Origin of the sequence: Bacillus sp. G1(2015b), from assembly GCF_001482475.1 — a bacterium.
In the GTDB taxonomy this organism is placed as follows: Bacteria; Bacillota; Bacilli; order Bacillales; family Bacillaceae; genus Bacillus; species Bacillus safensis.
Genome location: NZ_LKIC01000001.1, coordinates 49,374 through 61,889, shown reverse-complemented (window position 1 = coordinate 61,889; position 12,516 = coordinate 49,374). Strand labels below are relative to the sequence as shown.

Genomic DNA, 12,516 nt, shown 5'->3' with positions numbered 1-12,516 from the left:
TAGTAAAGGAGCAATGATGATCCATGATCCAGCCAGAAGATATTGTCAGAAGCGGTCCTAACCAATTTATTTCTCAAAAGGGAATATATCATGAACTAGATTCCCTTGTATCTGCTTTTCAGTCACCTGCTGTGGTGACAGGATATGATTCATACCAAGCTTTTTCACAATACACAAAGCTGCCGACCGAGTGGCCTGTCATTCAGCACAAAGGATACAGTTCACCCAATGCGGTCACACGGATCGCAGAAGAGCTTAACGGGTCAGATGTGATTATCGGCATCGGAGGCGGAACGATTTTAGATACCGCCAAATCAGTTGCAGACGCTCTTCAAATCGAAGTTATCATGGTACCAACGATTCCCGGCACTTGTGCTGCCTCTACACCACTCAGCGTCATTTATGATGATAAGGGCAATTTCATGAGAGTCGATTATCATAAACGATCCAGCTACCTCACCGTAATTGACCATACTTTTTTGCTTTCCTCTCCTCTTTCCTACCTTCAAAGCGGAATTGGTGATACGCTGGCAAAATGGTATGAAGCGGAAGCGATTATTCGTAACACAAAAGGCGCTTTGCCGCTCATGGTGCATGCTGCACTAAAGCAGGCGGTATATGTTCGAGACATTCTTCTTTCTCATAGTGAAGAAGCGGTGAACAGCTTAAAAACAGGTCAGTTTTCACAAGCATTTGCAGATGTGACAGATACGATTATTACGTTAGCCGGAACAGTCGGAGGCTATGGGGGACGTTATGGAAGAATGGCAGGAGCCCATGCCATTCATAATGGATTGACATTTATTGAAGAAACGCATCATGTGTTACATGGACAAAAAGTGGCTTATGGCATCCTTGTCCAGCTTGCCGCAGAAAACCGAATGTCCGAGGTAGAGGAATTACTTGAACTCTACCAAACACTTGGATTACCTAAAAATATGCGCGATCTTGGTATTACAACTCAGCTGGACGAGGCGGCACTTACAGTGGCAAACCATGCTGCACGTAAAAATGAAACCTTTTGTTTGATTGGAGACTATGATAAAGAAAAGATTATCGACGCCATTCAAATCATTGAGACCTTTCAACCTCAAAAAATGTCTACACATGAAGGCAAATAAAAAAGCACAGGCATCGCACCTGTGCTTTTCTTTCGATTAAAAATTAAAGTTATCTGGATCTGGACCTGTGCGCTCATCTTCATTGAGCTGATCAATGACACCCATCTCATGTGTGGACAGCTCGAAATCGAAGACTTGTGTGTTTTCGATGATTCGGCTCTTCGTCACAGATTTTGGAATGGTGATAATGCCGTGCTGTAAGTCCCAGCGAAGAATCACTTGCGCTACTGACTTGTCATGTTTTTTCGCGATATCCTGAAGAACAGGATGGTTTAGAAGCTTCCCGCTTCCTAATGGCGACCACGCCTCTACATGAATTCCTTTCGATTTGCAGTAGTCTCGTAAAGGCTCCTGCGTCAGCTTCGGATGCAGCTCGATTTGATTCACCATTGGCACAACTTCAGCCTCTTCCAATAAATCCTCTAAATGATGCTGATGGAAATTACACACTCCGATCGCTCGAACGCGTCCATCCTTATATAGTTTTTCTAGCGCTTTCCATGTTTCTTTATATTTGCCTTCAACAGGCCAATGAATTAAATAAAGGTCTAATACATCTAGCCCCAGCTTGTTCATACTTGTTTCAAAGGCTTCGAGTGTTGATTCATAGCCTTGATCATTATTCCAGACCTTCGTCGTAATGAATAGATCATCGCGAGAGATGCCTGATTGCTGAATGGCTTTGCCTACCCCTTCTTCATTTTGATAGGCTGCTGCTGTATCAATGCTGCGATAGCCCGCTTCAAGAGCGTCTTTGACGGCATTTACAGCCTCATCTCCATCTTTTACCTGCCATACACCAAAGCCTAGCTTCGGCATTTTTACTCCGTTTGCTAATGTGACTGTATCTGTTAATCCACTCATCAAACAAACCTCCGCTTCCTTTTTACTTACCAAGCACTATACCCGAATTTTCTATTGATCATGCATGACATTCTGACTGATTTATTTGATATATTTTCCTATATCGACTTGATTGGCGTCAACGATTTGATATTCGCTGATCCGATTTTTTGTTTTAGAACCATCATATGTTTCTAAATAAGCTTGATCGTAAAAGATGAATCCGTATGTCGCTTTGCCATCCTCTAACACCCTGATCCAATAAGACTCTTTTGTGTCTTTTTTAGAGTCATTCACCTTCTTTAATTTCATACCCGAAAATTCCTTCAGCAGCTTTTGAATATCCTCTTTCTTTTCAACCATAACACGCTCATTATCATGCTCAATTTGAATCGAAGTCACCTTGTTTTGATCAATTGAGGCCACATCATCAAAAGAGTATGTTTTTGCATTGATTATAAAATAAAGACCAATTCCTATTAAAATAATGACGACTAAACCAATGATCCACTTTTTCAACCTAACTCCTCCTTCTATTCACACCACACCTATTAAAACAGCGAAATCCAATCATCCTCCTCAGAGAATACCTGAATTCCGTGCTGTTTGAGCAAGGCGGATGTCACACCATCCCCAGCTTTTGTCCTGCCGTTAAAATCACCGCGATAAATCATCCGGCTGCCGCAGGAAGGGCTGTACTCTTTTAACACAACTGCTGTCGCTTTCAGAGACTGAACCTGTTCCAGCGTGGCCGTCGCACCTTTTACATACATCTCCGTGACATCAGTTCCATGCACATCAATCACGGAGGCGAGACCCTGTAATACATCATGTCCGTCTCCGCCAATGATTTCCGCGGGAGGTCTTGGCGTGGAGAAACCGCCAAGCAGCTCAGGACAAACTGTGACTGCCTTTCCCTCTTGAACAAGCTCTTCAATACGCTGATCTAATCGATGGCTGCCATTATAACGAACCTTCAACCCAGCAAGACAAGCACTGACGACAATCATGTGTGTTCCTCACTTTTTTTGCTGATTTTAAAATAAATACATACAGGCAAGAAACATATCGTATTCACCAAAAAGGGCAGAGCACAATACAAAGCAGCAGCCCAAATTGACCCTTCAACTCCTGTGATGCCAAAAAAGTAAACAAATAATAGCAAGCTGACAAACAATCCCACGAATGGCATGATGAATGCGTATTTTTTATAATTTTCTATCATTTCTTTCTCCAATGAAGCTCCCTCCCTTTCATCATGGCCAAGAACAACGTTAATATATGTTAATTTTACCATAAAAAAACCGAAACCATCATCTCCTTTTGTGCGATGGTTTCGGTTTTTTATCTATATCTTTTCTTTCCAAGCCTTTAAGAAGCGCTCAATGACTTGTAATTCATCCTCATGAAACTGGTGGAGAAATTCTAAATAAGACATGACTGCTTTATCATGTAGTTCATCATGCAGCGCAGCCAATTGCTGCCCTTCCTCTGTCAAAGAATAATAGACAGATTTCTTATCCCCTTGCCGGTGACAATAGTCCACCATGCCTTTTTCAATTAGTTTTTTCACGGCCTTTGTAATTGCTGGCTTTGATAGTTTCAGTTGTTGAGATAGAAATGTATTATTTGATTCGTTTGGATTGGCTTGAATCATGGATAAAATGTGAAGCTGTGTGAGTGTCCATTCTTGTTTGAGTGTATCAGTCGTGGTAATCAGTGGGTCTGTTGGATCATTCCGTCTCTTTTCCCTATGCATAATCAGATCTTGAATCGCTTTTAATACAATCTGCTCTTTTGTTTCCATCTGAACCTCCACTCTTAACTGGTTAATAAAATGGTACTAATAATTAAGAAAGGAGTCAAAAGAAATGTCGACGTGAGTAAAATAATAGGTCAACAGACCCAAAAATTACATTTGTACTTTTTTACTAGATTCCCCTCATCCTGTCACATGCTATAATCATGGGGATGTCATCCAATTTATCATAATGAAAAGGTGAGCTAAATGAAACCCGAACAACAAATGGCCATCCGCCAATTAGAAGAAAAGATACACCTGTTTTCTTCTGCTGTGAACGGAACCTTTCTCGCAACTGACGATTTCGTTCTATCCAATACTCATATATCGACTGACACGTTCAATTTGCTCTTACCCACATCAGCTCAAATCCAAGATCCGAAAAAAGTGAAAGCAGCCATTGAACACATGCGGTCACAGAAACTCATCTTCAGCACATGGATCGATCACCATTTACTCCATCCTGATTGGGCTGACTTATTGAAGGAATATGAGCTTCAAGATGTCGAACGCAATACCATCATGATGCTTGAGCATACAGGTGATATTGATCCAGTCACACCCTCATCACTTACAATCAAGGAAGTACTTGATGAGCAGACACTCTTTGATTACAAACATATCTTTATTGAACTATTCAAAGGGTCGACTGAGGCCGCCGCCTTAGAAGTTTATTTCCAGCGTTTTTCGATTGAAGCATTACACTCAAAAGCCCGCATGTTCGTGGGATATGAACACCATAAGCCGGTCACAACAGGCTTATTATTCGAGACAAACGACAGCTACGGTATTTATGATGTCATAACAAGGGCAGAACACCGCGGAAAAGGACTTGGCAGTGACATGTTTCATTACCTTCTAACCCAGACAGAGAATAAACAAAAGTGTGTCATCTTACAAGCATCAGCGGACGGCAAAAATATTTACCAACGTGCCGGCTTCCAACCAATCAGCGAAATGGCCGTTTTTGAATAGAATGGTATTTTGAATTTGAAATGAACATAAAAAAGCTGCCTATCTTTAGGCAGCTTTAGATTGTTGACAAAGGGCTAAAATGATCTTGATTTTAGCCCTTTGTCTTCTATTCAGCATGATGCTGACGATCCATATAAAGCGGCGGTCTCTTAAGCGAAATCACCGCACAGCTAAAGGCAATCAGTACAAACACAGCACCGAATTTAGCCAGATCAACAGATGAACCTGTCATCGTAAACATGACTCCGCCAACCGCTGATCCAATCGAAATGCCGATTTGCAAGGCCGATGTATTTAAGCTCTGCTGAATATCCGACGTGACCGGATCTGTTTGAATCAAATAGCTCTGCAAAGCAGGCGTCAATGCCCAGCTGAGCGCACCCCAAAGGACAACCATCACCATAAAGAGCGCGAACACACCCGCTGTATAAGGAATGGTAAACATGACAACCGCAAACGCTTTTGTCACAAGCAAAATGGCTTTCCCTGAACCCAGTCTGTCACTCAGCCAGCCGCCAAACCCATTCCCGCCTATAGACGCAAGCCCGAAGACCAAATAACAAATACTAATCCAAAACGGGGTCATATGCAGAACTTCCATCAGAAATGGCGTGAAATAAGAATAAAGCATATAATGTCCTGCAAGCATAAACAAACTAATCAGGTGTGCACTAAAAATTTTCGGATGCCCTAAAGAGCGAATCTGCTCTCTAAGAGGCGTCACTTTTTCAACAGGCATTTTTTCCAATAGAAAATAGATCAGCACCATCGATATGGCAGAAAGAATACTGATTCCTAAAAACATCACTCTCCAGCCAAAGCTCTCTGTAATAAAAATACCGATCGGTACACCGAGAACAAGTGAAGAACTAATTCCTATAAAAATCAGCCCTAAAGCCTTCGCGCGATGCGCTGGTTCCACTAATTTGGCAGTGATCGTCAAAGATAACACCACCACAAGCGCTGTGCTCATTGCGATCAATACCCGTGAGATCATCACAAGGGCAAAGGTCGAACTAAAATAAGTGAACACATTTCCTAATGTAAACACCAATAACGCGATTAAATAAAGACGCTTTCGTTCGATTTTGGCTGTGGCGGTCAGCAGCACGGGTGCTGAAATGGCATACACAATCGCAAATACCGTAATGAGCTGCCCCGCTGTTGCCAGAGACACATTCAAATCCTCTGCAAGGCTTGGCAGAATGCCCCCGACCACAAGCTCAACTAATCCAACCGCAAAAGTAGAAACGGCTAATAAATATACTCTCCAGTTCATGTCTAACATCCCTTCTCTATATCATCGCTTTCACTTTTGATACAGGGTGCAGACAAACAAAAAAACCCTGATTACAAAAAAGGAAAGCGCGCTTTTGTAATCAGGATTTATCGGATCCTGGTAGAAACCCTCAAACCATATTATTGAGGTTATACAAGTCTATTTTTTTCTTCAAATATATTAGCATAGCCTTTCATAACTCGCAAGCTGTAAAAATAGAAAAATACTGCCATTCCAATCCCTAAGCAAAAGGCGTCAAAAAGGGAATCAGAACAACTTGCTTTCTCCTTCATTTACAGGTAAACTGATGAAAAATCAACGAACAAGGATCAACGTAGATCTGGAATAGTAGCTTGAATCGATCTTTAACAGAGAGGGAACGGTGCTGAGAAGTTCCTACTGACATCTTCAAGTGAACCTGCCGATTTAGTTCTGTTTCATACAGCGGTTCATACCGTTATCATGAATTGAGTGTAAAGCTGTGCTTTAAATTAGGGTGGTACCACCAGGAATGGTCCCTAACTTAAAGTACAGCTTTTTTGTTTTTTAAAAAGGAGGAACCTGCAATGTCAAAGAAACAATTTGTTGAGAAAATTACAAGCATGGAAGACGACTTTGCCCAATGGTATACAGATGTTGTCACAAAGGCGCGGCTCGTCGATTATTCAAGCGTGAGAGGCAGTATGATCATTCAGCCGTACGGCTTTAAAATCTGGGAGAATATTCGCGACGAACTTGATCGCCAGATTAAAGAAACGGGTCATGAGAATGTCTATATGCCGCTCTTTATCCCAGAGAGCCTGCTGCAGCAGGAAAAAGATCACATCGAAGGCTTTGCTCCTGAAGTGGCGTGGGTCACACATGGCGGTGAATCCGAATTACAAGAAAGGCTCTGCGTCAGACCAACCTCTGAAGTGCTGTTCGCTGAGCATTACAAAAACATTATTCATTCCTACCGCGATTTACCAAAGCTATATAACCAATGGGCCAATGTCGTCCGCTGGGAAAAGACAACACGTCCCTTCCTTAGAACCCTTGAATTCCTATGGCAGGAAGGACACACGTGCCATGAGACTGAGCAAGAAGCGATTGAAGAAACAGAAAGAATGCTTCACACTTACGCTTCTCTTTGCGAAGATCTCCTTGCCATTCCTGTCATTAAAGGGAGAAAAACAGAGAAGGAAAAATTCGCCGGCGCCCGCTTCACCTATACAGTCGAAAGCTTGATGCATGATGGAAAAGCACTGCAAACTGCCACTTCTCATTTCTTCGGGAACGGATTTGCCAAAGCATTTGGCATCGAATTCTTAAACCGTGAAGGAAAACTAGAGCATGTTCAGCAGACTTCATGGGGCTTCACAACAAGAATCATCGGCGCCATGATTATGGTGCATGGCGACGACAGAGGGCTTGTCCTCCCACCAAATATTGCGCCAACCCAAGTGCGTATCGTGCCAATCGCTTCTCATAAAGAAGGTGTACTCGATCATGCCTATGAATTAAAGGATCGCCTCGCCCGCATCGCACGTGCTGACATCGATGCAAGCGATAAACAGCCTGGCTGGAAATTCAACGAATGTGAAATGCAGGGTATTCCGCTTCGTGTAGAAGTAGGACCAAAGGACATCGAAAAAGGACAGGTGATGCTCGCACGACGAGACACTGGTGAAAAGCAAGCTGTCACGTTAGATGCACTTGAACAAACCATCACAGCAACGCTTGAAGACATCCAGCAGGCCATGTACGAAAAGGCAAAAGAACGATTACATGAAAAAACATCACAAGCCCACACGATCGAAGACATCGAGCAAATTCTTGCGGAAGAAAACCGATTGATTAAAGCCATGTGGTGCGGTGACGAAGCCTGTGAAAACGACATAAAAGAAAGAACAGGTGCGACCTCACGCTGTATCCCATTTGAACAGGAAACCATTTCTGACACATGTGTCTGCTGCGGAAAGCCTGCATCTGATATGGTGTTCTGGGCGAAAGCCTATTAAGAATAAAGAAGCATCTCAGGATGCTTCTTTTTTTGTTAAAAAGACCCAAACACCCATTGACCTCACCTCCACGATCCCCTATAATTCATATTAATATAATCGGTTTTTAAGACTTTAACTGGAGTGGTGATATATGAAACGCTGGCCCTCATTCTTTGCCGAACGCTGTCCTAAATGTAGAACAGCATTAGAAGTCTCAAAGTCCAATGCCCTGCAAGGCAAAGTCGTGAAAACATGTCCCAACCTTCATTATCAAAAAGAGTACCACCCCGCACTAGAAACGTATATCGAGCACGATGACGTCAAATAAAAAAGACCAACACGTTTGCTCTGTTGGTCTTTCTTTTATAAAATATCCAGCCAAATTTTGACCGCTGTCGCTGTAATCATTATAGCAAGTGCCCATTGCAAATAGACGGCGTTGATTTTCTGACCGACCTTAGCACCAAGCGGAGCGGCTGCCAAACTTGCCGCCATCAGCACAATCGCAGGAAGAAGCATGACTTGACCCGTCAATACCTTTCCAGTCGATGCGCCTATAGCAGAAAGAAACGTAATCGCAAGTGATGACGCAATTGTCATTCGAACAGGAATTTTTAAAATAGACAGCATCACCGGCACTAAAATAAATGCACCGCCTGCGCCTAATACCCCGGAAACACTGCCAATTACAAAGGCAATACCTGATGCCAGTCCTTTATGAAAAGTGACTTCACCCTCTGCGTCTGCACGCTGTCCTTTTTTCGGAATCAGCATGAGAATAACCGCCACAATGGCAAGTAACCCATAGACGAGGTTCATCCCTTTCTCTGGCATAAAATGTGATACATAACTGCCTAATAAGCTGCCCGCCAATATACTGCTTCCCATATATAAAATCAGCGAGCGATGTAAATATCCGCTTTTCCGATACGCCAGTACACCACCTAGCGTCGAAAAAAGCACTTGAATGGCGCCAATCCCTGAAACCTCGTGTGCTGATAATGCCATCACACCGAGAAGAGGCGGGATATAAAGCAGCATGGGATAGTTGATCACAGATCCGCCGATCCCCACCATTCCTGATAAGAAGGAACCAATACATCCGATGATAAAAAGTGTAATCAAAAACGCAAAATCCACGCTGGTCTCCTCCTTTGCAAAAGGAAAAGGGGATCTTCAGCAGATACCCCTACATCCTTTAGGACCCTTTTCTCATCCAGAACTTCAGCACGTGACCTTCTTCTGTCTGCGTGATCAATTCATGTCCGCTTGACTTCGCCCATGCAGCTAAGTCAGCTTTAGCCCCTTTATCTGTTGCATGTATTTCTAAAACTTGACCTTCCGCCAAGTCGTTCATTTTTTTCTTCGTTCGAATAATCGGCATTGGGCATGCAAGCCCTGTTACGTCTAATAGTTGATCAGATGTCATTTGATCGTTCCTCTTTTCTTATTTTATTGAACATTACCGAATCGCACAACGGTTTGGACCAATTTCCATTTCCCGCTGCTCTTCATCGTCTGGAGTCAATTTCCCCATGTTGGTATACCGGATGTCTTGATAGGCGTTTGGCTGTGCAGGAAGATTCTTCGTGACCATTTGTCTAAATATATCTTCATCTTCAATGTTCAGTCCATGATTTTCTTCAAATAGAACGCCAAGTTCCTTCCAAACGCTTCCGTCTTCATTCACTTCTTCCATGACCATGAAATGCGCAGGTAAAACAATTAATTCTTTTGAAAGCGCCATATATCGGTCATAAAGTGTTTCTCTCAAATCACCTACCCAGTCCTCCGCCAGTCCAGCGAGATCAGGTCTTCCGATGGAATCAACGAACAAAATATCACCTGAAAGAAGAAATTGATTGTCTACGATAAAAGATGTTGAGCCGATCGTATGTCCCGGGGAATAAATGGGTTGAATGTCGATGGAAGCTGTTCCAATCGTTATCCGCTGTCCTTCTTCAAGATGTTCATATTCAAAGGTTACCTCTTCTGCATCTTTTGGCGGCAGCCAGTAAGTAGCTCCTGTCTGATCAGCTAGTTTTTTCCCACCAGAAATATGATCCGCATGAAGGTGAGTATCCAACACATGCGTCACCGAAACATCATGCTTTTTCGCAAAATCGATATAGACCTCCGTCATTCTAGCTGCATCCACAACCGCAGCTTCTCCATTGGACATGATCATATAGGACAGACACCCTTTGCCCATCCGTACAAATTGATACAGCTCTCCACCGCCGCTTAAATCACCAATCTTCACTGGCTCGACATGCTCACTCCATGCCTTCATACCACCTTGTAAATAACTGACCGTTCTGCCCGCCTCTGCCAGCATTTCCGCCACCATAATAGAGGAGCCCTCTTTGGCACACACAACGAGCACTTCTCGGTCTGTTGGTACTTTCTCGACCATATCCTCTACGCCATCAAGAAGCTCAAAGTAAGGCACATTGATATAATCAACGGCTTTTCCTTCAATCTTCCAGTCCTGTACATCTGATTCGTTTCGTACATCTAACAAAAAGATGGGCTCTTTGTTGATAATCTTTTTTGTTAACTGTTCTGCTGTCATTGCTTTTACAGACATCGTTTTATTCAGCTCCTATTTTTCAATCTCTCCTGTCCAGCTGTTCATGCCTGGCACTATATTCACTAATTGTTGAAATCCTTTTTCTTTTAACTTTTGCGCGGCTAATTCACTTCTTCTGCCTGAATGACAGATGAGGTAAATAAGCGTATCCTGGCTCAATTCTTCTGCACGGTGTTCGACTTCTCCAAGAGGGATGTGAACAGCTCCTGGAATATGACCCGCCTCGTATTCATCCAGTTCCCGTACATCTAAAATAAACAAAGATTGATCTTCTTTTACCTTCTGTTGGAACGTATTCAAAGACATTTCCGAAATCATTGACTCCCCTTCTTTCTCTTGCACTCCACCCTTACGTATCAAATGATGAAGCACCTGTCCTTCTACTTTTGTTCCTAAAAATTCGTGGCCCGCACTTTTTGACCATGCCGCTAGATCCGCTGCTGATCCTTTATCGGTAGCTTGCACCTCAAGCACATCTCCTGGTAATAGCTCATTCATTTGTTTTTTTGTTTTCACAATCGGCATCGGACATGCCAATCCTTTTGCATCTAAAATGACAGTTGGTTGCTGCACGTGATGTCCTCCTTTATATAGGGGTGGGGGTATATTTCATACATACTTAATGCCAAGCATTCATGCCACCCTTGATATTCGTAATTTGTGTAAATCCTTGCTTCTTTAATATTTTAGCTGCCTGCATACTTCTCATCCCGCTTTGGCATATCACATAGACCTCTTTGTCTTTCACAAGTTGATTAGCTCGTTCTTTTAGCTGAGGTAATGGGATGTTGCGAAATCCTTTAATATGGTTTGTTTGAAATTCTACAGGAGACCGAACGTCAATCAGTTGTTGATGCTGCCTACGCAATTGAGGTTTCATATCGGCTGCATCCATTTGTTTTACACCCTTTACAGGAAGAAAACGGCTCACCAGCAAACCAATGACGATGATGATCAAAAGTGTTTGAATCATGTGTTAACACCTCACTAGATAAATAAATTCACATTCCCAATTTCAGCCTCTGCTAAATACGCCGCCACACCAGCATATTGAATATCATCTAATAATTCTTTCTCCTGCAGCCCTAAAAGATCCATCGTCATTGTACATACCACGAGGTTAATCTCCTGTTCCTTCGCCATATCAATAAGCTGCGGCAAAGTCATGGCATTGTGCTTTTTGATCACGTGCTTAATCATCTTTGGGCCCATTCCAGCAAAATTCATCTTTGAAATGCCCATTCGATCAGCCCCGCGCGGCATCATCTTGCCAAACATTTTTTCTAAAAAACCTTTTTTCATTGGCACCATCTCATCCTTGCGCAAGGCATTCAGCCCCCAAAACGTATGAAAAATTGTCACCTCATGATCATAGGCTGCTGCACCATTGGCAATAATGTAAGCCGCCATCGCTTTATCATAGTCTCCACTAAATAGCACAATCGTCGTTCGTTTTTTCTGTTCTTCCATTCTGCTCCTCCTTTTTCAATTACCCTTGGGGGTATATATAAAACAAAAAATATATACATATACCGGTAAGGGTATATTATAACAAGTAAAAAAATTCGTCAACCTCCAAAGGCTGAAGAATTTCTTACCGGCTTTTCACCAATAGCTCAACCGCTTCTTTCACAAGACCCTCCGTATCCTTGCCTTGTTCAAGACTTTCACGGACACATTGCTCAAGATTTGTACTCACAATCACACCCATTGCACGATCAATGGCATTGCGTGATGCAGACAGCTGCGTCACCACCTCGCGGCAATCCTTTCCCTGCTCCATCATCGCAAGAACCCCTTTAATCTGCCCCTCAATCCGGCGAAGACGATTCTTCATCTGCTGATTATATTCCATGAACAAGCACTCCTTTCTATTGGATTCCTCTGAAAGATAGTATACCCTTAGAGGTATTTAGTCAATC

The 12,516-nt window shown here is 42.8% G+C and carries 17 protein-coding genes, 1 riboswitch and 1 other annotated feature; of the genes, 4 read left to right on the top strand and 13 right to left on the bottom strand.

Annotated elements, in window-relative coordinates; all coding sequences use genetic code 11:
• Positions 1-23 precede the first annotated feature (23 nt).
• Positions 24-1,121, top strand: coding sequence for an iron-containing alcohol dehydrogenase family protein (locus AMR95_RS00360; RefSeq protein WP_082672179.1), 1,098 nt, complete (start codon positions 24-26; stop codon positions 1,119-1,121).
• A gap of 36 nt (positions 1,122-1,157) precedes the next feature.
• On the opposite strand, the gene AMR95_RS00355 is transcribed toward AMR95_RS00360, so the two are convergent.
• From AMR95_RS00355 to AMR95_RS00335, 5 genes are all read right to left on the bottom strand, one after another.
• Positions 1,158-1,985, bottom strand: a complete 828-nt coding sequence (locus tag AMR95_RS00355) for an aldo/keto reductase (RefSeq protein ID WP_039176146.1) — start codon at positions 1,983-1,985, stop codon at positions 1,158-1,160.
• 81 nt (positions 1,986-2,066) lie between these two features.
• Positions 2,067-2,483, bottom strand: a complete 417-nt coding sequence (locus tag AMR95_RS00350) for a DUF5301 domain-containing protein (RefSeq protein ID WP_058837236.1) — start codon at positions 2,481-2,483, stop codon at positions 2,067-2,069.
• A gap of 32 nt (positions 2,484-2,515) precedes the next feature.
• Entirely contained in the window at positions 2,516-2,974 is a 459-nt protein-coding gene (locus tag AMR95_RS00345) for a DUF523 domain-containing protein (RefSeq protein ID WP_058837235.1), read from the bottom strand.
• Positions 2,971-3,201, bottom strand: coding sequence for a hypothetical protein (locus AMR95_RS00340; RefSeq protein ID WP_058837428.1), 231 nt, complete (start codon positions 3,199-3,201; stop codon positions 2,971-2,973). The genes AMR95_RS00345 and AMR95_RS00340 overlap by 4 nt, the downstream gene beginning before the upstream one ends.
• 111 nt (positions 3,202-3,312) lie before the next feature.
• A complete protein-coding gene (locus tag AMR95_RS00335; RefSeq protein WP_058837234.1) occupies positions 3,313-3,771 on the bottom strand; it encodes a MarR family transcriptional regulator in 459 nt (152 codons plus the stop codon).
• A 201-nt stretch (positions 3,772-3,972) separates the two neighbouring features.
• Here AMR95_RS00335 and AMR95_RS00330 point away from each other — a divergent pair, with 201 nt between their 5' ends.
• Positions 3,973-4,740, top strand: coding sequence for a GNAT family N-acetyltransferase (locus AMR95_RS00330; RefSeq protein WP_058837233.1), 768 nt, complete (start codon positions 3,973-3,975; stop codon positions 4,738-4,740).
• 106 nt (positions 4,741-4,846) lie between these two features.
• On the opposite strand, the gene AMR95_RS00325 is transcribed toward AMR95_RS00330, so the two are convergent.
• Complete coding sequence (locus tag AMR95_RS00325; protein WP_058837232.1) at positions 4,847-6,019, bottom strand: MFS transporter; 1,173 nt, start codon at positions 6,017-6,019, stop codon at positions 4,847-4,849.
• A gap of 77 nt (positions 6,020-6,096) precedes the next feature.
• A riboswitch (purine riboswitch) is annotated at positions 6,097-6,196 on the bottom strand.
• Between the two features lie 149 nt (positions 6,197-6,345).
• Positions 6,346-6,542 (top strand) — a binding site (T-box leader).
• Between the two features lie 43 nt (positions 6,543-6,585).
• Here AMR95_RS00325 and proS point away from each other — a divergent pair.
• Positions 6,586-8,019: a proline--tRNA ligase gene (proS, locus tag AMR95_RS00320; protein WP_058837231.1), complete on the top strand. Its 1,434-nt coding sequence runs from the start codon at positions 6,586-6,588 to the stop codon at positions 8,017-8,019.
• 133 nt (positions 8,020-8,152) lie between these two features.
• Positions 8,153-8,329, top strand: coding sequence for a hypothetical protein (locus tag AMR95_RS19170; RefSeq protein ID WP_164512187.1), 177 nt, complete (start codon positions 8,153-8,155; stop codon positions 8,327-8,329).
• A gap of 35 nt (positions 8,330-8,364) precedes the next feature.
• On the opposite strand, the gene AMR95_RS00315 is transcribed toward AMR95_RS19170, so the two are convergent.
• From AMR95_RS00315 to AMR95_RS00285, 7 genes are all read right to left on the bottom strand, one after another.
• Positions 8,365-9,141: a sulfite exporter TauE/SafE family protein gene (locus tag AMR95_RS00315; protein ID WP_058837230.1), complete on the bottom strand. Its 777-nt coding sequence runs from the start codon at positions 9,139-9,141 to the stop codon at positions 8,365-8,367.
• Between the two features lie 58 nt (positions 9,142-9,199).
• On the bottom strand, positions 9,200-9,430 hold the full coding sequence (locus AMR95_RS00310; protein WP_024427452.1) for a sulfurtransferase TusA family protein: 231 nt from the start codon (positions 9,428-9,430) through the stop codon (positions 9,200-9,202).
• Positions 9,431-9,463: 33 nt separating this feature from the next.
• The gene (locus AMR95_RS00305) at positions 9,464-10,591 is read right to left on the bottom strand and encodes an MBL fold metallo-hydrolase (protein WP_058837229.1); all 1,128 of its coding nucleotides are present in this window, start codon (positions 10,589-10,591) and stop codon (positions 9,464-9,466) included.
• A 15-nt stretch (positions 10,592-10,606) separates the two neighbouring features.
• Positions 10,607-11,167 (bottom strand): sulfurtransferase TusA family protein, encoded by a 561-nt coding sequence (locus tag AMR95_RS00300; RefSeq protein ID WP_058837228.1) that lies wholly within the window; start codon positions 11,165-11,167, stop codon positions 10,607-10,609.
• A gap of 46 nt (positions 11,168-11,213) precedes the next feature.
• Positions 11,214-11,567: a rhodanese-like domain-containing protein gene (locus AMR95_RS00295; RefSeq protein WP_058837227.1), complete on the bottom strand. Its 354-nt coding sequence runs from the start codon at positions 11,565-11,567 to the stop codon at positions 11,214-11,216.
• A gap of 14 nt (positions 11,568-11,581) precedes the next feature.
• Positions 11,582-12,064: a DsrE/DsrF/DrsH-like family protein gene (locus AMR95_RS00290; RefSeq protein WP_058837226.1), complete on the bottom strand. Its 483-nt coding sequence runs from the start codon at positions 12,062-12,064 to the stop codon at positions 11,582-11,584.
• A 124-nt stretch (positions 12,065-12,188) separates the two neighbouring features.
• Complete coding sequence (locus AMR95_RS00285; protein ID WP_003217059.1) at positions 12,189-12,449, bottom strand: metal-sensitive transcriptional regulator; 261 nt, start codon at positions 12,447-12,449, stop codon at positions 12,189-12,191.
• Positions 12,450-12,516 lie beyond the last annotated feature (67 nt).

Bases quoted from the DNA above. Each gene is read 5' to 3' on its own strand.
- AMR95_RS00360 (WP_082672179.1), top strand. From the start codon at position 24: ATGATCCAGCCAGAAGATATTGTCAGAAGCGGTCCTAACCAATTTATT.
- AMR95_RS00355 (WP_039176146.1), bottom strand. From the start codon at position 1,985: ATGAGTGGATTAACAGATACAGTCACATTAGCAAACGGAGTAAAAATG.
- AMR95_RS00345 (WP_058837235.1), bottom strand. From the start codon at position 2,974: ATGATTGTCGTCAGTGCTTGTCTTGCTGGGTTGAAGGTTCGTTATAAT.
- AMR95_RS00335 (WP_058837234.1), bottom strand. From the start codon at position 3,771: ATGGAAACAAAAGAGCAGATTGTATTAAAAGCGATTCAAGATCTGATT.
- AMR95_RS00330 (WP_058837233.1), top strand. From the start codon at position 3,973: ATGAAACCCGAACAACAAATGGCCATCCGCCAATTAGAAGAAAAGATA.
- AMR95_RS00325 (WP_058837232.1), bottom strand. From the start codon at position 6,019: ATGAACTGGAGAGTATATTTATTAGCCGTTTCTACTTTTGCGGTTGGA.
- proS (WP_058837231.1), top strand. From the start codon at position 6,586: ATGTCAAAGAAACAATTTGTTGAGAAAATTACAAGCATGGAAGACGAC.
- AMR95_RS19170 (WP_164512187.1), top strand. From the start codon at position 8,153: ATGAAACGCTGGCCCTCATTCTTTGCCGAACGCTGTCCTAAATGTAGA.
- AMR95_RS00310 (WP_024427452.1), bottom strand. From the start codon at position 9,430: ATGACATCTGATCAACTATTAGACGTAACAGGGCTTGCATGCCCAATG.
- AMR95_RS00305 (WP_058837229.1), bottom strand. From the start codon at position 10,591: ATGTCTGTAAAAGCAATGACAGCAGAACAGTTAACAAAAAAGATTATC.
- AMR95_RS00295 (WP_058837227.1), bottom strand. From the start codon at position 11,567: ATGATTCAAACACTTTTGATCATCATCGTCATTGGTTTGCTGGTGAGC.
- AMR95_RS00290 (WP_058837226.1), bottom strand. From the start codon at position 12,064: ATGGAAGAACAGAAAAAACGAACGACGATTGTGCTATTTAGTGGAGAC.
- AMR95_RS00285 (WP_003217059.1), bottom strand. From the start codon at position 12,449: ATGGAATATAATCAGCAGATGAAGAATCGTCTTCGCCGGATTGAGGGG.